This is a genomic window from Streptomyces sp. NPDC016845 (assembly GCF_044332585.1).
Lineage (GTDB): Bacteria > Actinomycetota > Actinomycetes > Streptomycetales > Streptomycetaceae > Streptomyces.
The window spans coordinates 67,238-86,754 of the sequence record NZ_JBIRPI010000012.1 but is presented as its reverse complement, the minus strand read 5'-3'; the positions used below and the strand labels follow the sequence as shown (position 1 = coordinate 86,754).

Annotated in this window: 16 protein-coding genes; 7 read left to right on the top strand and 9 right to left on the bottom strand. The window is 71.2% G+C overall.

Features of this window, described 5'->3' with window-relative positions; all coding sequences use genetic code 11:
• The first annotated feature begins 87 nt into the window (after window positions 1-87).
• Window positions 88-600 (top strand): DUF1203 domain-containing protein, encoded by a 513-nt coding sequence (locus ACH4RC_RS26170; protein ID WP_398205292.1) that lies wholly within the window; start codon window positions 88-90, stop codon window positions 598-600.
• Between the two features lie 16 nt (window positions 601-616).
• On the opposite strand, the gene ACH4RC_RS26165 is transcribed toward ACH4RC_RS26170, so the two are convergent.
• Window positions 617-1,639, bottom strand: a complete 1,023-nt coding sequence (locus ACH4RC_RS26165) for an aspartate-semialdehyde dehydrogenase (RefSeq protein WP_398205454.1) — start codon at window positions 1,637-1,639, stop codon at window positions 617-619.
• Between the two features lie 196 nt (window positions 1,640-1,835).
• Here ACH4RC_RS26165 and ACH4RC_RS26160 point away from each other — a divergent pair, with 196 nt between their 5' ends.
• On the top strand, window positions 1,836-2,360 hold the full coding sequence (locus tag ACH4RC_RS26160) for a sigma-70 family RNA polymerase sigma factor (RefSeq protein ID WP_398205290.1): 525 nt from the start codon (window positions 1,836-1,838) through the stop codon (window positions 2,358-2,360).
• A 1-nt stretch (window position 2,361) separates the two neighbouring features.
• Window positions 2,362-3,102: a hypothetical protein gene (locus ACH4RC_RS26155; RefSeq protein ID WP_398205289.1), complete on the top strand. Its 741-nt coding sequence runs from the start codon at window positions 2,362-2,364 to the stop codon at window positions 3,100-3,102.
• 59 nt (window positions 3,103-3,161) lie between these two features.
• Here ACH4RC_RS26155 and ACH4RC_RS26150 read toward each other — a convergent pair whose 3' ends face one another.
• The gene (locus ACH4RC_RS26150; RefSeq protein ID WP_398205287.1) at window positions 3,162-6,509 is read right to left on the bottom strand and encodes a S8 family serine peptidase; all 3,348 of its coding nucleotides are present in this window, start codon (window positions 6,507-6,509) and stop codon (window positions 3,162-3,164) included.
• A gap of 276 nt (window positions 6,510-6,785) precedes the next feature.
• Between ACH4RC_RS26150 and ACH4RC_RS26145 the strand changes: the two genes are divergently transcribed.
• Together ACH4RC_RS26145 and ACH4RC_RS26140 are read left to right on the top strand one after the other, a co-directional pair.
• Window positions 6,786-7,235, top strand: coding sequence for an NUDIX hydrolase (locus ACH4RC_RS26145; protein ID WP_398205286.1), 450 nt, complete (start codon window positions 6,786-6,788; stop codon window positions 7,233-7,235).
• Between the two features lie 195 nt (window positions 7,236-7,430).
• Window positions 7,431-9,191 (top strand): TIGR03767 family metallophosphoesterase, encoded by a 1,761-nt coding sequence (locus tag ACH4RC_RS26140; protein WP_398205285.1) that lies wholly within the window; start codon window positions 7,431-7,433, stop codon window positions 9,189-9,191.
• Between the two features lie 4 nt (window positions 9,192-9,195).
• Here the strand turns inward: ACH4RC_RS26140 and ACH4RC_RS26135 are convergent, their stop codons facing one another.
• Complete coding sequence (locus tag ACH4RC_RS26135; protein ID WP_398205283.1) at window positions 9,196-10,326, bottom strand: hypothetical protein; 1,131 nt, start codon at window positions 10,324-10,326, stop codon at window positions 9,196-9,198.
• 218 nt (window positions 10,327-10,544) lie between these two features.
• Window positions 10,545-13,127 (bottom strand): aminopeptidase N, encoded by a 2,583-nt coding sequence (gene pepN / locus ACH4RC_RS26130; protein ID WP_398205281.1) that lies wholly within the window; start codon window positions 13,125-13,127, stop codon window positions 10,545-10,547.
• 226 nt (window positions 13,128-13,353) lie between these two features.
• On the opposite strand from pepN, the gene ACH4RC_RS26125 reads away from it, so the two are divergent.
• Window positions 13,354-13,995 (top strand): DsbA family protein, encoded by a 642-nt coding sequence (locus tag ACH4RC_RS26125; protein WP_398205279.1) that lies wholly within the window; start codon window positions 13,354-13,356, stop codon window positions 13,993-13,995.
• Window positions 13,996-14,058: 63 nt separating this feature from the next.
• Here the strand turns inward: ACH4RC_RS26125 and ACH4RC_RS26120 are convergent, their stop codons facing one another.
• The 5 genes from ACH4RC_RS26120 to ACH4RC_RS26100 all read right to left on the bottom strand — a co-directional run bounded on the left by ACH4RC_RS26120 (window position 14,059) and on the right by ACH4RC_RS26100 (window position 18,643).
• The gene (locus ACH4RC_RS26120; protein ID WP_398205277.1) at window positions 14,059-14,271 is read right to left on the bottom strand and encodes a hypothetical protein; all 213 of its coding nucleotides are present in this window, start codon (window positions 14,269-14,271) and stop codon (window positions 14,059-14,061) included.
• A 35-nt stretch (window positions 14,272-14,306) separates the two neighbouring features.
• Window positions 14,307-14,522: a hypothetical protein gene (locus ACH4RC_RS26115; RefSeq protein ID WP_398205275.1), complete on the bottom strand. Its 216-nt coding sequence runs from the start codon at window positions 14,520-14,522 to the stop codon at window positions 14,307-14,309.
• A 142-nt stretch (window positions 14,523-14,664) separates the two neighbouring features.
• The gene (locus tag ACH4RC_RS26110) at window positions 14,665-15,315 is read right to left on the bottom strand and encodes a superoxide dismutase (protein ID WP_398205273.1); all 651 of its coding nucleotides are present in this window, start codon (window positions 15,313-15,315) and stop codon (window positions 14,665-14,667) included.
• Between the two features lie 189 nt (window positions 15,316-15,504).
• Window positions 15,505-16,935: an amino acid permease gene (locus ACH4RC_RS26105; protein WP_398205272.1), complete on the bottom strand. Its 1,431-nt coding sequence runs from the start codon at window positions 16,933-16,935 to the stop codon at window positions 15,505-15,507.
• Between the two features lie 304 nt (window positions 16,936-17,239).
• Complete coding sequence (locus ACH4RC_RS26100) at window positions 17,240-18,643, bottom strand: amino acid permease (RefSeq protein ID WP_398205270.1); 1,404 nt, start codon at window positions 18,641-18,643, stop codon at window positions 17,240-17,242.
• Window positions 18,644-18,929: 286 nt separating this feature from the next.
• On the opposite strand from ACH4RC_RS26100, the gene ACH4RC_RS26095 reads away from it, so the two are divergent.
• On the top strand, window positions 18,930-19,517 hold the full coding sequence (locus ACH4RC_RS26095) for a biotin transporter BioY (RefSeq protein WP_398205268.1): 588 nt from the start codon (window positions 18,930-18,932) through the stop codon (window positions 19,515-19,517).

Genomic DNA, 19,517 nt, shown 5'->3' with positions numbered 1-19,517 from the left:
TTCCGGTCATCCTTCCACGCGGGGGCGTACGAGCGCGATGTCCGTTTTCCGCCGGTGGACACGCGCGACCGGCACCAGTCTTCACCCATGACCAGGTACACCGCGCGCCCCATCGGGGAAGCCGCGCTCGAAGAACTCCGCACCACCGACGACGCGGGCCGCCCCTGCCGCCCGTACACCGCCACCGACGACGACGCGGGCTCCCCGCTGCGCTGCTGCCTGACGCCGATCCGCGAGGGGGAGCGCATCGCGCTCGTCTCGTACGCGCCGCTGCGCCGCTGGGCCGCCGCGACGGGCGCGGACCCGGGCGCGTACGACGAACAGGGCCCGGTCTTCCTGCACCCGGACGCCGGGGACTGCGCGGGCTACGTGGCCGACCCCGGCCGCTACCCCTTCGACCGGCCCGGCGCCCTGCGCACCCTGCGCCGCTACGACGCGCGCGGGCGCATCGCGGGCGGGCGGCTCCTGGAGATCCCCGCCGACGCGACGGCCGGGTTCGACGCGGCGCTCGACGAGGCGTTCGCCGGCCCGGACGTGGCCCTGGTGCACGTCCGGGCCGTCGAGTACGGCTGCCTGCACTTCGAGGTGCGGCGGCCGTAGAACACCACGGAACGGGCTACTTGGCGGCAGTCAGCTCCTGCGCCACCAGCTCCGCGATCTGCACCGCGTTCAGCGCGGCGCCCTTGCGGAGGTTGTCGTTGGAGATGAACAGCGACAGGCCGTTGTCGACCGTCTCGTCGCCGCGGATGCGGCCCACGTACGAGGCGTCCTTGCCCGCGGCCTGGAGCGGCGTCGGGATGTCGGACAGCTCGACACCGGGGGCGCCGGCCAGCAGCTCGGTGGCGCGCTCGACGGTGATCGGGCGGGCGAAGCGGGCGTTGACCTGGAGCGAGTGGCCGGAGAAGACGGGTACGCGGACGCAGGTGCCGGAGACCTTGAGGGCCGGGATCTCCAGGATCTTGCGGGACTCGTTGCGGAGCTTCTGCTCCTCGTCCGTCTCGTTCAGGCCGTCGTCGACGATGTTGCCGGCGAGCGGCAGCACGTTGAAGGCGATGGGACGCTTGTAGACGTCCGGCTCGGGGAAGTCGACGGCCCCGCCGTCGTGCGTGAGCTTGTCGGCGTCGGCGACGACCTTCTGCGCCTGCCCGTGCAGCTCGGCCACGCCCGCGAGGCCCGAACCGGAGACGGCCTGGTAGGTGGCGACGATCAGCGCCTCGAGACCCGCCTCGTCGTGCAGCGGACGCAGGACCGGCATCGCGGCCATCGTCGTGCAGTTCGGGTTGGCGATGATGCCCTTGGGGCGGTCCGCGATCGCGTGCGGGTTCACCTCCGAGACGACGAGCGGCACCTCGGGGTCCTTGCGCCAGGCCGACGAGTTGTCGATCACGACGGCGCCCTGCGAGGCGACCTTCTCGGCCAGCGCCTTGGAGGTGGAGCCGCCCGCGGAGAACAGGACGATGTCCAGGCCCGTGTAGTCGGCCGTCGAGGCGTCCTCGACGGTCACGCCGTCGAGCACCGTGCCCGCGCTGCGCGCCGAGGCGAACAGGCGCAGCTCGTCGACCGGGAACGCGCGCTCGACCAGGATCTTGCGCATGACCGTGCCGACCTGACCGGTGGCTCCGACGATTCCGACCTTCACAGGGGTTCCTCCGTGCTTGCGAGCGGCCATCCGGCCTGCGGGTGCGTCCATGATGTGTCTGTCCAGGGTCGCCTTGTCCAATCGATTGTCCGAGGTACGGGACGCGTGGGGTTCGCCACAGGACCGGTGCGAGATCCATGCGAACGTTTCGGCCCGTCCCCGCGTCGTAGGGCGGACGTGGGGGAGGGGAGGGGCATTGCTGCGCGGAAAACCATGGAGACGGTCACCGGACGTGACGGATCCGCTCGACACGAAGGTCGAGGACCGGGTGCGGGCCGTCCTGTCACTGGGCGGGGTGCCGTACGCGGACCTGCCGGACGGGGTGCAGCAGGTTCGGCTGCGGCTGCTCGAACGGGCGGCGAAGGGGCAGGACGCCCCGCGCGACGTCTCGGCCTGGGCGGCGGTCGTCGCCTCCAACCTCGCCATGGACTGGCACCGGGCGCGCCGCCGCCAGGAGCGGCTCGGGGAGCGGCTCGCCTCGCTGCGCCAGGAGGACGCGGGGGACACGGCCGACACCCGGGCCCTCTCGCTCGCCGTGGCCCAGGGCCTCGACGAGCTGCCCGACCAGCAGCGGCAGGTGGTCGTGCTGCGCTTCTACGCGGATCTGCCGGTCCGGGACATCGCGGCCGAGCTCGGCGTGCCCGAGGGCACCGTCAAGAGCCGGCTGCACACGGCCGTGCGCCTGCTGCGGGCGCGGCTGCACGAACAGGAGGTGGTGTGACGTGGAGGACAGCACACGCGAGGACCGGCTCCTGATGCTCGCGATCACCGGTGAGCCGCTGCCCGGCGACGTCGCGGACGACCCGGACGCCGCGGCGGTCGTGGCCGACGTCACGCTCCTGCGCGAGCAGATCAACGGTCTCGGCGGCGCGCTGGCGGCCCGCCCGGCCCCGGCCCCGAAGCCCGTACGCGCACCCGCACCCGCGCCCGCGCCGGTACGCCGCCGCAGGCCGTTGCGGATCGCGCTCGGCGGACTGGTCGCGGCCTGCGCCGTCACCGTGTTCGGCGGCATGGTGTGGCTCGGAGTGCAGGCGCCGGGCGGCGCGAGTGACAAAGGCGTCAGCTCCGACAGCGGCGCGGCCGGGAAATCGGGGGACGGATCCGGCGCGCACCAGCGCGCCCTGCACCTGGCCTGCCTGCGCTGGTCGCTCGAAGGCACCGTGAAGAGCGTGACGCCGCGCGCCGACGGCGACGTAGAGGTGGTCCTGGAGGCCAAGCGCTACTACCGGCCCGAGCGGTCGGCGGCCCGGCACCCGACGGTCAGCGTCACGCTGGACGGGTCGGCCCGCGCCGACCTGAAGCCGGGCACGTACACGCTCATCGCCGTCCCGCTGCACCCGCAGGACCGGCAAGGCCGTCAGGATTGGGCGACCGGCCCCGGCGTGGGCGACGCCCGCGACGACATCCTCGCGGCGCTCCCCGAGGCCCGGGGCCTGACCTGCCCGGGCCCGCAGGCGGGCTGACACGGCGACGGGGGCGGACGCCACTGGCGTCCGCCCCCGCGCTCAAGCCACCGGCCCGCTTACTCGGTGACCTTCTCGATCTTCACGCTGCCGACGCCCGCGGCGACCCCGCGCTCGTTCAGCAGCCGCACCTCGCCGAAGAACTCGCGGCCCTCCGGCGCGGCGGCGGCGGCGGTGACCTCGGCGGCCACGTCCGTGGACGCGCCGCTGGCCAGGGTCACCGTCTTGGTGTCGTCGACCTTCACCGTGCCGAGGGACGGCGAGTAGAACACGTCGACGTAGTCGTACGCGGTCGACCCGGACGGCACCGAGTAGCCCGCGACCTCGATCGTGTACGTGCCGGCGGCCGGCTTCGGGATGCTGACGGACTCCTCGGAGTCACCGTCGGCGGACGTCGCGACGACGTCGCCGGCCGCGTTCTTGACCGTCAGGTCGAGGTCGGCGGCCTGGTCGGAGACGTTGCCGATGGAGACGTCGAGCTTCTCGGCGCCCGCGGGCACCTCGACCGTCGAGGTCTGCGTGGCACCGTCGGCGATGGTCGGACGCGCCGACTTCGACGAGCCGAGCGGACCGCCCTCCAGCTTGCCGCCCTTGATGGCCGCGAAGTCGTTCGTGACCGTCCAGTCGACGGCGGCCGGGGCACCGACCTTCGCCTCGGGCAGCGTCTGCACCGCCGGGTCGAAGGTGGCGCCGAGGACCGACGCCTCAAGGGTGTACGGGTTGTCGAGCAGCGGCGACGTACGGCGCGACTCGACCTCGATCTCCCAGACACCGGCCTGCGGGTCCGCGTACGAACGCAGGTCCGGGCGGCAGGTGTTGGCCGGGTTCTCGTAGTTCGGGTAGCAGCTCGGCGTGGACGTGTCGTCGACCGGGACACCGTACGGGTGGATGGAGATGAAGCGGGTCTGGCTCGTGGCCTTGAGGCCGCTCATCCGCACCTGGAGCGCCTTGGCGCCCTCGGGGACCGTCAGGAAGTACGACTTGGTGCTGTTGCGCTGCACCGAGCCCGTGTCGCTGAACGAGTACGACGGCTTGGCCAGCGGCTTCGCGACGACGACCGTCGCCAGGACCTGCTGGTCGACGCCGGTGGTCAGCGGGTCGTTCACCTCCAGGATGGCGCTGTGCAGCCCGGCGGAGCCCGGCTTGGCCTGCACCTTGACGGTGACGGCCTTGTTCAGCGGCAGCGGGACGAGGCGCGAGCCGACGACGCGGAAGGTGTCACCCGAGTTGTTCTTCAGGGACAGCGTGTGCAGCACCGGCTTGGACGAGCCCGACGTACGCGTGATGGTCACGTCGTAGGTCTTCTTCTGCCCGGCCTTGAGGCCGCCCTCGCGGTCGTAGATGCCGGTGCCGAAGCCCGGCGTCTTCAGCGCGTAGTCGATCGCGGTGTCGACGGGCGCCTGCACGGTGTACGTGTGGGCGCTCGCGCCGCGCCGGATGGCGCTCCAGGCGTCCTCGATGTCGATGAGGCCGGAGCCCTCGGCGTACGCCTGCTCGCCCTTGATGTGCTTGGCGGTCGAGGTCAGCGCGGTGCGCAGCTTCGCCGGGTCCAGGGCGATGTGCTTCTGCTCGGCGGCGGAGAGCAGCAGCGCCGAGGCGCCCGCAGCCTGCGGCGAGGCCATCGAGGTGCCCTGGAGCATCGAGTAGCCGGCCGGGAGCGAGTAGCCCGCCTCGGCGGCCGGGGAGCCGGGCAGCCAGGTCTGCGTCGAGTTGATCGACGCGCCGGGCGCGGTGATCGTCGGGGTGAAGCCGCCGTCCTCACGCGGGCCGCGCGAGGAGAACGGCATCATCGCGTACGACTTCTCGACCTTGGAGCCGTAGTTGGCGGCCCAGGTCTCCTTGGAGATGGACGCGCCCACCGAGATGACCTTGTCGGCGAGGCCGGGGTCGCCGATGGTGTTGGCGCCGGGGCCCGAGTTGCCCGCGGAGATCACGAGCTGCACGCCGTAGGTGTCGATGAGGCGCGTGTAGAGCAAGGAGCGCGCGTTGTTGCCGTCGTTCAGCGCGGGCAGGCCGCCGATCGACATGTTGACGATGTCGACGCCGCGGTTGGCGACGAGGTCGATCATGCCCTCGGTCAGCGCGACGTTGGTGCAGCCGCCGGACCAGGTGCAGGCGCGCGAGGAGACGATCTTGGCGCCGGGGGCGGCGCCGTTCATGTTCTTGTTGCCGAAGAGCGAGTTGGCCGCGGTGATGCCCGCGACGTGCGTGCCGTGCTCGGACTCGATGACGCCGATGTTGACGAAGTCGCGCTTCTGGCCGACCCAGTCACCGCCGTACGGGTCCATGGGGACGTCCTTGCGGATCTCCACCACGAACGGCACGCGCTCGACGACGTCCGTCTTCGGGTCGTCCTTGCCGAAGTACCCGATCTGGTAGCCGTCCTTGTACGGCTTCATCGGGGTGTCGTCGGTGAAGTCGCCGTTGTCGTTCAGGTCGACGGTGACGGTGCCGGCCTTCGCGTCGTAGAGGACGCCCCACTTGTCGGTGGTGTCGCCGTCCCGGTTCAGGTCGCCCTTGGCGTCGCCGCCGGTCGTCGCGGACTCGGCGAAGGTGCTGAAGCCGAAGGTGCCCGCGGCCGACTTGTACGTACGGCCGCCCGCGGTGAACGTCGGCCCGGTCACCGAGGTGACCATCGGGCGCCAGGTGGCGTCGGCGTCGACGATCGGGTCGGTCGAGGTGACCCAGTCGACGATCTTGCGCTCGCCGGTCGTGGTCTTCTGCAGCGCCGGGTGACCGAGGTCGACGCCGGAGTCGAGAATGCCGATGGTGACCCCGCGGCCGTCGGCCTTCGGGTTGTCCTGCACGAAGTCGACCGCGCCCGTCTCGAAGGACGGGTTGTACGGGTTCTTCGCCGGGGTGTTCTTCCCCGGGCCGCTGTACGAGGAGCCGGAGCCCTTCTCCGCGGACTTCGACGCGCCCTTGGCGGTGTCGGCCGCCGGGGTCGGGTCGTCGAGCTGAATCTCCTGGCGCAGGTCGATGCCGTGCACGGAGGAGAGCTTCGCGGCGGCCTTGATGGCGGCGTCGGCGCGGCTCGTCGGCACGGTCGCCCGGACGTAGCCGAGCTTGTCGTAGGTGCGGCCCACGGAACCGCCCTTGACCGCGTCGAGCTCCTTGGCCACCTGCTCGGTGGCGCCCGGGGCGGTCGCGACCATGAGGGTCACGTTCTTCTCGCCGTCGGCCTTCGCCTTGGCGAGGAGCTGCGCGTCGTGCGCGCCGAGCTTCTCTCCGGCGGACTTGACGGCGGGGTCGGCGGACGGAGTGGTGCCTGCCGTGTCTGCGTCGGCGGCGAAGGCCATGGGTATCGGCCCGGCCGCGGTGAGCGCGGCCACCAGACCTGCGGCGGCCGCGAGCCGGGCCGCGCGTCTCGCACCGGATATGGGTGCGCGCTGGGGATCGGGGGTCATCAGCATCCCTGTACGTGAAGTGGGACAACGAGGGGGGTCGTACGTGAAGATCGTTCGTATGGCTGGATTGTTCGTAAGGCTCCGGAATTCGGTGCCGGATGACCGCTCAGCTTTATCTAAGTGCACATAGTTTGGGGAGAGTTGCCCGAGGCGGGATGGGGCCATGGCGTACTTCCGCCATACGCCATCAGGGATGAACCGGCCGCTAACCGGACGTAATTCTCCCCACCTCCGAACCCTCCGTGGAGAGCTCGAACTCTCCGTTAGCGTCGGGGGATGCACAAAGAGCTGAGGGTGGCGGCGTACGGCGTGTGCGTACGCGACGGACGGATCCTGCTCGCCCGCTGGGTCGCCGGGGACGGCACCAAGCGCTGGACCCTGCCGGGGGGCGGCATGGACCACGGCGAGGACCCCTACGACACGGTCGTCCGCGAGGTCGACGAGGAGACCGGCTACACCGTCGACCCCGTCACCTTCCTCGGTGTCCACACCGTCCTGCGCCGCTACCCCCGCAAGCTCGGCACGGTCGCCGACTTCCACGGCCTGCGCCTCGTCTACGAGGCCACCGTCACCGGCGGCACCCTGCGCCACGAGGAGAACGGCTCCACCGACATGGCCGCCTGGCACGACCTCGCCGCCGTGGACGGCCTGCCGCGCGTCGAACTCGTCGACGTGGGCCTGCGGCTGTGGCGCGAGCGCCCGCCGTCGGGGCACCTGCTTCCCTGAGAAGTGAACTCAGGGTGACGGTGCGGTGGGTGAGTTCCTCCCCGCGCATGACAACCCGGGGCCCCGGCCGCGCACGGTGATCCACGTACCGTGATCTGCGCTGCGCGTTGCGTCCCCGTTCACGCGCACGCCACCCCCGCTGCCAACGATCCAGTACGCCACTGTCGACGCGTTCGCACCCGGGGAGACCGCGCCATGTCGCGCCTACGCTCTGTCACCAAAGCAGCCGCCGCACTCGACCGCCGTACGCTCCTGGCCGCGACCGGCGCGGCGACGCTGACCGCCGGACTCGGCTACGCCCTCGCGCCGGGCGGCCCGGCCGCCGCCGCGGGGCCCGCGCCCGCCCGCACCCTCTCCTCCCGCCGCGCCCCCGCGGCCCCGCTCCTGCCGTACACGCGCGGCACGACCCTCGCCTCCGTCGCCACCGGAGCGGCCGGGTCCGGCTACCGCCGCCTCGGCGACGGACCGGCGTGGCAGCGCGTCGTCCGCTCCGAGCTGACGCCCGCCCGCTCCGGGCGCGAGGCCCGGCGCACCGCGCTCGCCGCCTTCGTGCAATTCACCGATCTGCACCTGGTCGACGTACAGCACCCGCTGCGCTACGAGTACCTGCGCGCCCAGACCGCCAGCGCCTGGCGCCCCCAGGAGGCGCTCTCGGTCGCCGGCGCGGTGTCGCTCGTCGAGCGGGTCAACGCGCTGCGCGGCGCGCCCGTCACCGCGTCCCCGCTCCACTTCGTGATGACGACCGGCGACAACACGGACAACAACTCCCGTACCGAGCTCGACTGGTTCCTCAAGACGATGAGCGGCGGCCGCATCACGCCCAACAGCGGCGACCCGCGCCACTACGAGGGCGTGCAGAACAGCGGCGTCCCGCTCTACTGGCAGCCGGACGCGGCCCAGCGCGACTCCGACAAGCAGCGCCACGGCTTCCCGCGCATCCCGGGCTTCCTGGCGGCGGCCATCGCCGAACTGCGCAGCCCGGGGCTGAACCTCCCCTGGTACTCCACGGTCGGCAACCACGACGCGCTGCCCGGCGGCTGCTACGCGCCCGGCGACTCCTTCTTCGCCGAGTTCGCCGTCGGCGGGCGCAAGCTGATGGAGCTGCCCGGATCGGCGTCCAAGGCGATCTGGGACAACGTCAAGCACGGCGGCGACCCCAAGGGCGCCGCCTTCCGCGACCTCCTGCGGAGCAGCACGCGCGCGATGCGCCGGGTCACCCCGGACGAGGCCCGCGCCCCGTTCACCCCCGCCGAGTACCTGGCCGCGCACCTCGACCCGGCGCACACGGGCCCGGGGCCCGTCGGCCACGGCTACACGCAGGACAATCTCGCCGCCGTCACCCAGTACTACACGTTCCGCGTCTCCGACGACGTGCTCGGCATCAGCCTCGACACGACCGACCCCGGCGGCCACTACGAGGGCTCGCTCGGCACGAGCCAACTCCGCTGGCTGGTCGCCCGGTTGACGGCCGCCGAGAAGAACGGTGACCACGTCGTCGTCTTCTCGCACCACACCAGCAGGTCGATGCGCAACCTCCGCGAGGACCCGCGCCACCCCGGCGAGCGGCGCCACGGAGGCAAGGAGCTCGCCGCCGTCCTCGGCCGCCACCGCCCGGTCCTCGCCTGGGTCAACGGGCACAGCCACAAGAACGCCATCACCCCGCACCCCGGCGACGACGGCACCGGCGGCTACTGGGAGGTCTCCACCGCGTCCCACGTGGACTTCCCCCAGCTGGCCCGGGTCATCGAGATCGCCGACAACCACGACGGCACCCTCTCCCTCTTCACCACCTGCGTCGAGTCCGCCGCCCCGCACCGCACCGACTTCACCGACCTCGGCCAGACCGGCCTCGCCGCCCTCTACCGCGAACTCTCCTTCAACGCCCCCGGCTCCCGCGCGACCCTCTCCGGCACCCCGGGCGACCGCAACACGGAACTGGTCCTGAAGAAGGGGTAGGGGTTCAGCGGGGCAGCACCACGACGTAGGCCGCCGGGTCCCGGTCGTCCGCCGCCATCAGCGCGGTGCGGACCACGGCCGCCTGCTGCTCGAGCGCGTCGCGCAGCTTGCGCGGCGTCAGGTGCACGACGGTGATGCCGAGCCGCTCCAGGTACTCGCGCTTGCGGGCGTACTCGCTCCACAGCGCGTCCTCGTCCTGGCGCGGCGCCCGGGTGTCCAGCTCCACGGCGACGGCGTGCTCGGGCCAGTACGCGTCGACGCCGCCGAGGTGCGGGCCGCCGGGCAGGCGCAGGTCCACGTTCCACAGCGGGTCGGGGAGCCCGTACCCGACGACCATGCGGTACAGCCGGTCCTCGGCGACGGCCCGTCCCTCGGCGAGCAGCGAGTCGACGGCGTCCACGACGTGCGGCCGGGTGAGCAGCCGGGCCTGCGTCAACTCCCTCACGACGGACGCCGGTTCGCAGTGCCCGCCGCGTACCGCCTCCGTCAGCAGGCGGCGTACGGCGGACGCGTCGGAGAGCTGCCCGATGGCGTCCGCGAGGGCGCGCGGTACGGGCGCGACCGGGACCCCGGTCAGCTGGACGGGTACCGGCATCGCGGCTGTGCGGACCAGCCGGGCGAAGTCGGTGGAGCGCAGACGGCGGGTGCGCGGTACGAGGACGTCGACGTGGTCGAGCGAGAGCAGCGGGGGAGCGGACACGAACCCGTGCAGGGCGAGCGCCGCGAGCCCGGTGACCATGGCCTCGGCGTACGGCAGGGCGGTCCCGGCACGGGCGTCACCGGCGTGGGCGTCACCGGCGAGGGGCTGCGCCGGTACGCCGCCCGTGCGGTGCGGCTGTGCGCGGTTCTCTTGGGCGCGGCCCGCGTACAGGAGCACCGCGTGCAGCCGTTCCTCGCCGGTCGCCGGTCCCGGGTGGAGGAGGAACACGCCCGGCAGGACCCGCTGCCAGGGCCCGCCGGGGCGGCACTGCCCCTGCGCCGCGGCGGCGGTGACCCCGTGGGCCCTGAGCTGCGCCGCGCTCATGACGCGCCGCTGGGAGTCGACGAGGTGGCCGAGGGGACGGGGCGAGAGGGGGGCAGGGGCGGCAGGGGTGGCGGGGGTGGCGGGGGTGGCGGGGGTGGTGTCGTGGTTCATGTCCCGGACCTTCCCGGACCGGGCGCCTCCGCTAACCGCTGTTACAGAGCCGTCGACAAAACCGGACAAGTTCGCCCTAAAGTCCGGGCGTCGAGGTGCCGAAAGAGCCAGGCCGCAGACGGGTTACGGGCAGTCGTCACCGCATTCGGTAACACCTGGCGAACGGCGCGGCGCCGGGCATTCGTCAACCCGGCGCCGCGCTCGCAACCCTCATGTACCTACTGCTGCACGGCTGTCGCGTCGCACGCCTGTCCGCGCAGCCCGCGCGCCAGGTCGTCCCGCGCCTCCAGGACGAGACGCCGGAGGGCGGGCGCCGCGTCCTCGTGCGCCGCGAGCCAGGCGTCGGCCCGCTCAAGCGTCTCCGGGGTGTCCTGGAGCGCCGGGAACAGACCGCGTACGACGTCCATGCCGATCTGGATCGAGCGCTTCTCCCAGACGCGCTCGATGACGTCGAAGTACTTCTGCGCGTAGGGCGCGGTGAGTTCACGCTGGGACGGCTGCTGGAACCCGGCGATGACCGCCTCCACCAGCGCGTTCGACAGCACGTCGGACTCGACGACCTGCGCCCACGACTGCGCCTTCACCGCCTGCGAGGGGCGCGCGGCCAGGCACCGCACCTGGTGGCGCTTGCCGGACGCGGTGTCGTCGCGGGTCAGTTCGGCGTTGAGCATCGCCTCGTCGGCGGCGCCGTACGTGGCGAGCGTGTCCAGGAACGACCAGCGCAGCTCCTGGTCGATCTCCAGACCGTCGATCTTCGCGCTGCCCGCGAGGAGACCCTGCAGCAACTGCAGATCGGCGGGGCTCGACGCGACCGACGTGAAGAACCGGGCCCAGGTCAGCTGGTGCTGGCTGCCGGGCTCGGCGTTGCGCAGCTCGCGCAGGGCGCCCTCGGCGAGCAGCCGGCCGCCCTCCTCGCGCCACGCCGGCACCGCGTAGTGGGTGAGCGCCGAGCGGGCCCAGGCGTGCAGCATCTGGAGCACGCCGATGTCCGACTCGCGCCCGGCGAACCGCAGGACGAGGCCGACGAAGTCGCGGGCCGGCATGAGCGCGTCGCGCGTCAGGTTCCACAGCGCGGACCAGCACAGGGCGCGGGCCAGGGGGTCGGTGATGTCGCCGAGCCGCTCGCGGAGCGTGGCGAGGGAGGTCTCGTCGAAGCGGATCTTGCAGTACGTGAGGTCGTCGTCGTTGACGAGGACCAGCTCGGGGGCGTCGGCCCCGGCCAGCTCCGAGACGACGGTGCGCGGCCCGTCGACGTCGACCTCGGCGCGCGCGTAGCGCTCGAGAGCGCCGTCGGGCGAGCGGCGGTACAGGCCGACGGCGACCCGGTGCGGGCGCAGCTCGGGGTGGGACTCGGCGGCCTCCTGGACCACGGCCAGCTCGGTGATCCGCCCCTCGCCGTTCAGAATCGCCTGCGGCGTGAGCGAGTTGACCCCGGCCGTCTGGAGCCACGACCCCGCCCACGACGTCATGTCGCGCCCGCTCGTCTCCTCCAGGACCGAGAGCAGATCGCCCAGGCGCGTGTTCCCGTACGCGTGGCGCTTGAAGTAGCGGCGCGCGCCCTCGAGGAACGCGTCGCGGCCCACGTAGGCGACGAGCTGCTTCAGGACGCTCGCGCCCTTGGCGTAGGTGATGCCGTCGAAGTTGAGCTTCGCGTCCTCCAGGTCGCGGATGTCCGCGGTGACCGGGTGGGTGCTCGGCAGCTGGTCGGCGCGGTACGCCCACGCCTTGCGGTTGTTGGCGAAGGTGATCCAGCCGTTGGTGAACCGGGTCGCCTCGACCATCGAGAACGAGCCCATGAAGTCGGCGAAGGACTCCTTCAGCCACAGGTCGTCCCACCACCGCATGGTGACGAGGTCGCCGAACCACATGTGGGCCATCTCGTGCAGGATCACGTTGGCCCGGCGCTCGTACGACGCCTGCGTCACCTTGCCGCGGAAGATGAACTCCTCGCGGAAGGTGACCATGCCCGGGTTCTCCATCGCGCCGAGGTTGTACTCGGGCACGAACGCCTGGTCGTACTTGCCGAAGGGGTACGGGTAGTCGAAGTTCTCGTGGAAGAAGTCGAGGCCCTGCTTGGTGACGAGGAAGATGTCGTCGGCGTCGAAGTAGGGGGCGAGACCCTTGCGGCACATGGCGCCGAGCGGGACGACGAGGGTCGAGCCGTCGTCGAGCGTGCGCTCGTAGGAGTCGGTCACGTAGTGGTACGGGCCCGCCACGACAGCCGTGATGTACGTGGAGACCGGCTTGGTCTCGGCGAACCGCCAGACGCCGTCGGTCAGCTCGCCGGTCCCGTTCGACCAGACGGTCCAGCCCTCGGGGGCCTGCGCGCTGAAGCGGTACGGGGCCTTGAGGTCGGGCTGCTCGAAGTTGGCGAAGACGCGCCGGGCGTCGGCGGGCTCGTACTGGGTGTAGAGGTAGACCTCGCCGTCCTCCGGGTCGACGAAGCGGTGCATGCCCTCGCCGGTGCGGGAGTAGGCGCACTGGGCGTCGACGACCAGTTCGTTCTCCTCGGCCAGGCTCTCCAGGTGGATACGGTTGCCGTCGAACACGGCGGCCGGGTCGAGGTCCTCGCCGTTGAGGGACACGGCGGTGACGGACGGGGCGATCAGGTCGACGAAGGTGGCGGCGCCCGGCTCGTTGGCGCGGAACCGGATCGTGGTCACGGAGCGGAAGGTGCGCGGCCCTTCACCGGTGGCCTCACCGACCGCGGAGCGCAGGTCGAGCGCGACCTCGTACCCGTCGACGGACAGCAGACCCGCCCGCTCGCGGGCCTCGTCGCGGGACAGATTCTCTCCGGGCACGGCGGCACTCCTTCGTGACGTTTCTCTTGTGGCCTGATGGGCGGCCCGACCTGTGGCCTGACCTGTGGCCTGACCTGTAAGCCTGTCCGGACCCTTGTGGGGCCGTTCGAACGCCTACGATCCTCGCACGCGGCTCCCGCGCCGGACATCCGGGAATGCACATGGCCGGGGCCGCGTTGCCGCAGGCAGAGACCACCCGGTGACTTCGTGATTTCCGAGGAGAGCAATGTCAGCTGTGGACGAGAAGACCCCCGTCGACTTCTGGTTCGACCCGCTCTGCCCCTGGGCCTGGATGACGTCGCGCTGGGTCCTGGAGGTCGAGAAGGTCCGCGACATCAAGGTCCGCTGGCACGTGATGAGCCTCGCCGTCCTGAACGAGCCGCGCCTGGAGGAGCTCCCCGAGGAGTACCGGGAGATGATGCGCACCCAGGCATGGGGCCCGGTCCGCGTCGTCATCGCCGCTCAGCAGGAGCACGGCGCGGAGGTCCTCGGCGACCTGTACACGGCGCTCGGCACCCGCATCCACAACCAGGGCCAGGGCCCGACGAAGGAAGCCGTCGCCGGCGCCCTCGACGACGCCGGCCTGCCCGCGTCCCTCCTCGACCACTGGGACGGCACCAAGTACGAGGAGGAGCTGCGCGCTTCCCACAAGGAGGGCATCGACCTGGTCGGCCAGGACGTCGGCACCCCGGTCATCGCGGTCCCCGGCGCGGACGGCGACCAGATCGCCTTCTTCGGCCCCGTCGTCACGCCCGCGCCCAAGGGCGAGGAGGCGGCCAAGCTGTGGGACGGCACGCTGCTGGTCGCCTCGGTCCCGGGCTTCTACGAGATCAAGCGGACCAGGACGCAGGGCCCGATCTTCGACTGACCCGCCCGGTCACCGGACCTGTCCGGTTGCTGGACCCGTCCGGTCACCGGTCCCGTCCGGTTTCTAGAGCTTGCGGGGGCCGCCGCCGAAGGGGCGCTTGTTGAAGCCTGTCCGCAGGTTCTGGCAGTCCCCGTCGTCGCCGTCGCACATCCAGAACTCATGGGGGTGCTTCACCCCGGCGGCCTTCACCAGCTTCCGTTGTTCCTCCTTGTCCAGCGGGTGGTGCGTCTCGTCGCCTCCGCAGGTCTCGCACGGCAGCTTCTTCTTGTGGGCCATCGGCGTCTCACCCCTCTGGATCGGACCTCTCCGGGTCAGCGGAAGGACTCGGGCAGATTGAAACCGTCGTCGGCCTTGAAGTGCCGCTGCACGCGCAGGCAGCCCTCGTGCGAACAGCGCCGGTAGTTCCAGGCGTCGGCCCGCCCGTGCCCCACCGTGGCGGCGACCGACGTCAGCTCGTCGGCGGTGAGCGTGCGGAACTTCTGGATGCTGTTTCCACAGTTGGGGCAGTGCTTCGAGGCGACGGTCATGTGCGACACATTCCACCGGAACCTCGCATACCGACAGCCCCCCGCGAGTCACGTCCTCGCGGGGGGCTGTCTTTTCGGCCGCCGCCCTGCGTGAAGGCTGAGAAGACGATCACGAGGCGGGGCGTATGGGGCGGCGCGCCCGTCAGGGGGCGAGCAGCAAGCTGTTCGTGCGCTCCTTCGCGGCCGCGTACCGCTTGGCGACGTCCTGCCAGTTGACGACCTGCCACATGGCCTCGATGAAGTCGACCTTCTGGTTCTTGTACTGCAGGTAGAAGGCGTGCTCCCAGGCGTCGAAGACGAGGATCGGGGTCGAGCCCTGACCGACGTTGCCCTGGTGGTCGTAGACCTGCTCGACGATGAGGCGGCCGCTGAGGGGCTCGTAGGCGAGGACGCCCCAGCCGGACCCCTGCGTCGTCGCCGACGCCTTGGTGAGCTGGGCCTTGAACTTGGCGAAAGAGCCGAAGGACTCGGTGATCGCGTCGGCGAGGTCGCCGACCCCGTCCGCGGCGAGCGGCTCGCCGCCGCCACCGTCCTTGGGGCTGTTCATGTTGTGCCAGTAGATGCTGTGCAGGATGTGGCCGGAGAGGTGGAAGGCCAGGTTCTTCTCCAGGCCGTTGACGGCGCCCCACGTCTCCTTGTCGCGCGCCTCCGCGAGCTGTTCGAGGGTGTCGTTCGCGCCCTTCACGTACGCCGCGTGGTGCTTGTCGTGGTGCAGCTCGATGATCTGCGGGTTGATGACCGGTTCGAGCGCCGCGTAGTCGTACGGGAGTTCAGGAAGCGTGTAGATCGCCATGTCGTCCGAGTCCTCCGGCTGAAGGGGCTGCAGTGCAGAGCTTATTGCAATTAATGTGCAAGTGCAGGCTAACAGCAGGAGTGGATCGGAGTTGATCAGCCCTCGGACCTGGGGCTCCGGGCCGCGGTCCGCACGCGAAGGACCCCCGGGCCGATCGGTCCGGGGGTCCTGGATGAGCGGGGGAGCAGGTCAGGCAGCCGCCCGTGACTCCGCCGCGCGCTGACGTACGTAGCCGACGACGGCCAGCACGATCGTCAGGCCGCCCGTGTAGTACAGCTGCAAGCGCGTGTCGTGCTCGCGGGCCATCAGGACGAAGACGACCACCATCGCGACGAGCGCCGCGACCGTCAGGTACGGGTACGCCCACATCTTCACGACGAGCTTCTCGGGCGCCTCGCGCTCCAGCTTGCGCCGCAGGATCAGCTGCGAGAACGCGATGAAGAACCAGACGACGAGGATGATCGCGCCGATGGTGTTGAGCAGCCAGGCGAAGACGTCGTCCGGGCGCCAGTAGCTGAGCAGCACGCACACGAAGCCGAAGGCGGCCGAGAGCAGGACGGCGACGCGCGGCACCCCGCCGGTGACCTTGCCGATCGCCTTCGGGCCCATGCCGCGGGCGACCAGCGAACCGGCCATGCGCGAGGCACCGTAGATGTTGGCGTTCATGGCGGAGAGCAGCGCGACGAGGACGACCACGTTCATGATCTGCCCCGCCCCCGGGATGCCCAGGTGGTCGAGGGTCGCGACGTACGGACCCTTGGTCGGGATCTCCTCCGCGGTCCACGGCAGGAGGACCACCACGACCGCCATCGAGCCGACGTAGAACAGCGCGATCCGCCACATCGCCGTACGGACCGCCTTGGCGACACCCTGCACGGGGTGCTCGGACTCGGCGGCGGCGATGGTGACGGTCTCCAGACCGCCGTACGCGAACACGGAGGCCAGCAGACCGACGATCAGTCCCTCCGTACCGTTCGGCATGAAGCCGCCGTGGCCGGTGAGGTTGGACATGCCGGGCGCGTCGACGTCCGGCAGGGCGCCGCACATGGCCAGGATGCCGATGACGAGGAAGAGCACGATCGCGCCGACCTTGAGCGTCGCGAACCAGAACTCGAACTCGCCGAAGTTCTTCACCGCCGCCAGGTTCGTCCCGGTGAACAGCAGCATGAACAGGGCGACCCAGGCCCACTCGGGCACACCCGGCACCCAGCCGTGCACGATGCCCGCCGCGCCGATCCCCTCCAGGCCGACGGCCACGCACAGCAGGAACCAGAACGCCCAGCCCGCGGTGAACCCGGCCCACGGCCCGATCGCCCGTTCGGAGTGCACGGAGAACGAGCCCGACGCCGGGTACGCCGCCGCCATCTCGCCCAGCATGCGCATCACGAGCATGACGAGGGCGCCGGATATCGCGTACGCGAGGATGATCGACGGTCCTGCCGCCGCGATGGCGGTACCGGAGCCGACGAAGAGCCCGGCGCCGATCACGCCACCGAGCGCGATCATGGAAAGATGGCGCTGCTTGAGGCCGGGCGAGAGCGACGACGCGTCGGCCGGCTGGGCGCCGCGGGACGCGGCCGTATCTTCGGCGGCGGGGGGCCGCGCGGACGTCCGAGACATGGATTAGCCCTGTTCAGTAGCTGAGACGGGGAGAGCGTCGACCTGATAAGGCCCACATAAAACGGCCACAGTCTGAGCGGACGCACCGCTCAGTGGGAATACGTTTCCGTTATACGGACACGAAGCTCACACATAGCGACGCGGACATTCACGAGCTGTGACGTTCACGAGCTGTGGGGCCCGATGCTCTGCGGCCGGCTCATGTGCCGTCAAGGCACACGTGTCCCGATGGCCTCTGTGGGCCACCACGCATCACGGTCGACGTGCCGGTGTCCCCTCGGGGCCACGGCCTGGCGGCAACCGCTCAGGCGCGCCGCGCCCGCAGCTCGCGCACGCCCGCGACCGCGAGGACGACGGCCGTCGCCCCCGTCGACCACAGCAGCTGAGGCCGCGCCGTGTCGTCGGTCAGCATCAGCCCGAACACCGCGGCCATCGCGGCGAGCGCCGCCCAGGTCAGCCACGGGAACGCCCACATCCTCAGCACGAGCCGCTCGGGCGCCTCGGCCTCGAGGCGGCGCCGCAGCCGCAGTTGCGAGGCGGCGATCAGCGCCCACACGAACAGCAGTACGGCGCCGACGGAGTTGAGCATGTAGAGGAAGACCGTGTCCGGCCACTCCAGATTGAGCAGTACGGAGACGAACCCGAACGCCACCGACGCGAGGACCGCCCGGCGCGGCACGCCACCCGCCACCTTCAGCAGCCCCTTCGGCGCCTCGTCGCGCTCGGCGAGCGAGAAGATCATCCGGGAGGAGCCGTAGAGGTTGGCGTTCAGCGCCGAGAGCAGCGCCACGAAGACGACGATGTTCATGATCTGCCCCGCCGACGGCACCCCGACGGAGTCCAGGACGGTGACGTACGGGCTGATGCCCGCCTTCTGTGCCGTCCAGGGCAGCACCGTCACGATCACCAGCATCGAGCCGACGTAGAAGAACAGGATGCGGAACACCGCGCTGCGCACCGCCCGCGCCACCGACCGCACCGGGTCCTCGGACTCCGCCGCCGCGATCGTGACGACCTCCAGACCGCCGAACGCGAAGACGACCGCGAGCACCCCGGAGACGACGCCCTGCCAGCCGCGCGGCAGGAACCCGCCGTCACCGGTCAGATGGGAGAGGCCCACCGCGTCCGTGCCGGGGAGCAGCCCGAAGACCGCCAGCGTGCCGAGGACCAGGAACGCGATGATCGCGACGACCTTGAGCGTCGCGAACCAGAACTCGAACTCGCCGAAGTTCTTCACCGCGGCCAGGTTCGTCGCCGTGAACACCACCATGAACAGCAGCACCCACGCCCACTGCGGCACCGCCGGCACCCAGCCGTTGGCGATCTGCGCGGCGCCCGTCGCCTCGACGGCGAGCACGACCACCAGCATGAACCAGTACAGCCAGCCCGCGCTGAACCCGGCCCACCGCCCGAGCGCCCGCTCCGCGTGCACCGAGAACGAGCCGGACACGGGCATCGCCGCCGACATCTCGCCGAGCATCCGCATCACGCACATCGCGAGCGCGCCCGCGATCAGGTACGAGACGACGATCCCGGGCCCGGCGACCGCGATCCCGGCCCCCGACCCGACGAACAGCCCCGCGCCGATGACACCGCCGAGCCCGAGCATGGTCAGATGGCGCTGCTTGAGCCCGCCGGAGAGGGGTTCGTCGGAAGATCCGTCAGGCGATCCTCCGAGAGGTGCGTCGGACGTGACTTGGTCGTGCATGAGGTGATCGGCCGGCTCTCGGTGCTCACGGATGAATTGGCGGGAACCTACAGTCTCCCCGCCGAGCGCCCCGCACCGCAAAACGGCCTGTGACTACCCGTGTCGTCAGTGACGAGCATCACCCCGTACGAGGTGTACGTACGGCTCTTTGTACAGAGCCCACCAATCGGCGCCACGACCCTTTGTCGAGCGGTGACCGTGATCGGCTCGACCGCCCTGGGATAGCGTCACGGAGTCCCACCCTGCCCGCTCGCCCGCAAGGCGCCCACAGATACGCGGAGTCCCCATGAGCACCGCCACCTCCACCGCAGCAGTCGCCCGCCCGGGCAAGGTCCTGGCCGACCTCCTCCCCGCGTCCCGCACCAAGGACATCGCCCTGGTCGTCGGCGGCGCCGCGCTCACCGGCATCGCCGCGCAGATAGCGATCCCCGTGCCGGGCTCGCCGGTGCCGGTCACCGGGCAGACCTTCGCCGCGCTCCTCGTCGGCACCGCGCTCGGCGCCCGCCGCGGCTTCCTCTCGATCGCCCTGTACGCGCTCGCGGGCATGGCCGGCGTGCCGTGGTTCGCCGAGGGCGGCTCCGGCGCCTCGATGCCGTCGTTCGGCTACGTGCTCGGCATGCTGCTCGCGGCGACCGTCGTCGGCGCCCTGGCCCGCCGCGGCGGCGACCGTTCGGCGCTGCGCACGGTCGGCACGATGGTGCTCGGCGAGGCGATCATCTACGCCATCGGCGTCCCCTACCTGGCCCTCTCCACCGGCATGAGCCCGACGGCGGCGATCGCCGCGGGCCTCACCCCGTTCCTGATCGGCGACGCGGTGAAGGCGGCCCTGGCGATGGGCGCGCTGCCGACGGCGTGGAAGCTGGCCGGCAAGTAG

Excerpts from the sequence above, each read along its gene's own strand:
- ACH4RC_RS26170 (WP_398205292.1), top strand. The coding sequence starts at position 88 with ATGACCAGGTACACCGCGCGCCCCATCGGGGAAGCCGCGCTCGAAGAA.
- ACH4RC_RS26150 (WP_398205287.1), bottom strand. The coding sequence starts at position 6,509 with ATGACCCCCGATCCCCAGCGCGCACCCATATCCGGTGCGAGACGCGCG.
- ACH4RC_RS26145 (WP_398205286.1), top strand. The coding sequence starts at position 6,786 with ATGCACAAAGAGCTGAGGGTGGCGGCGTACGGCGTGTGCGTACGCGAC.
- ACH4RC_RS26140 (WP_398205285.1), top strand. The coding sequence starts at position 7,431 with ATGTCGCGCCTACGCTCTGTCACCAAAGCAGCCGCCGCACTCGACCGC.
- ACH4RC_RS26135 (WP_398205283.1), bottom strand. The coding sequence starts at position 10,326 with ATGAACCACGACACCACCCCCGCCACCCCCGCCACCCCCGCCACCCCT.
- ACH4RC_RS26125 (WP_398205279.1), top strand. The coding sequence starts at position 13,354 with ATGTCAGCTGTGGACGAGAAGACCCCCGTCGACTTCTGGTTCGACCCG.
- ACH4RC_RS26120 (WP_398205277.1), bottom strand. The coding sequence starts at position 14,271 with ATGGCCCACAAGAAGAAGCTGCCGTGCGAGACCTGCGGAGGCGACGAG.
- ACH4RC_RS26115 (WP_398205275.1), bottom strand. The coding sequence starts at position 14,522 with ATGACCGTCGCCTCGAAGCACTGCCCCAACTGTGGAAACAGCATCCAG.
- ACH4RC_RS26110 (WP_398205273.1), bottom strand. The coding sequence starts at position 15,315 with ATGGCGATCTACACGCTTCCTGAACTCCCGTACGACTACGCGGCGCTC.
- ACH4RC_RS26105 (WP_398205272.1), bottom strand. The coding sequence starts at position 16,935 with ATGTCTCGGACGTCCGCGCGGCCCCCCGCCGCCGAAGATACGGCCGCG.
- ACH4RC_RS26100 (WP_398205270.1), bottom strand. The coding sequence starts at position 18,643 with ATGCACGACCAAGTCACGTCCGACGCACCTCTCGGAGGATCGCCTGAC.
- ACH4RC_RS26095 (WP_398205268.1), top strand. The coding sequence starts at position 18,930 with ATGAGCACCGCCACCTCCACCGCAGCAGTCGCCCGCCCGGGCAAGGTC.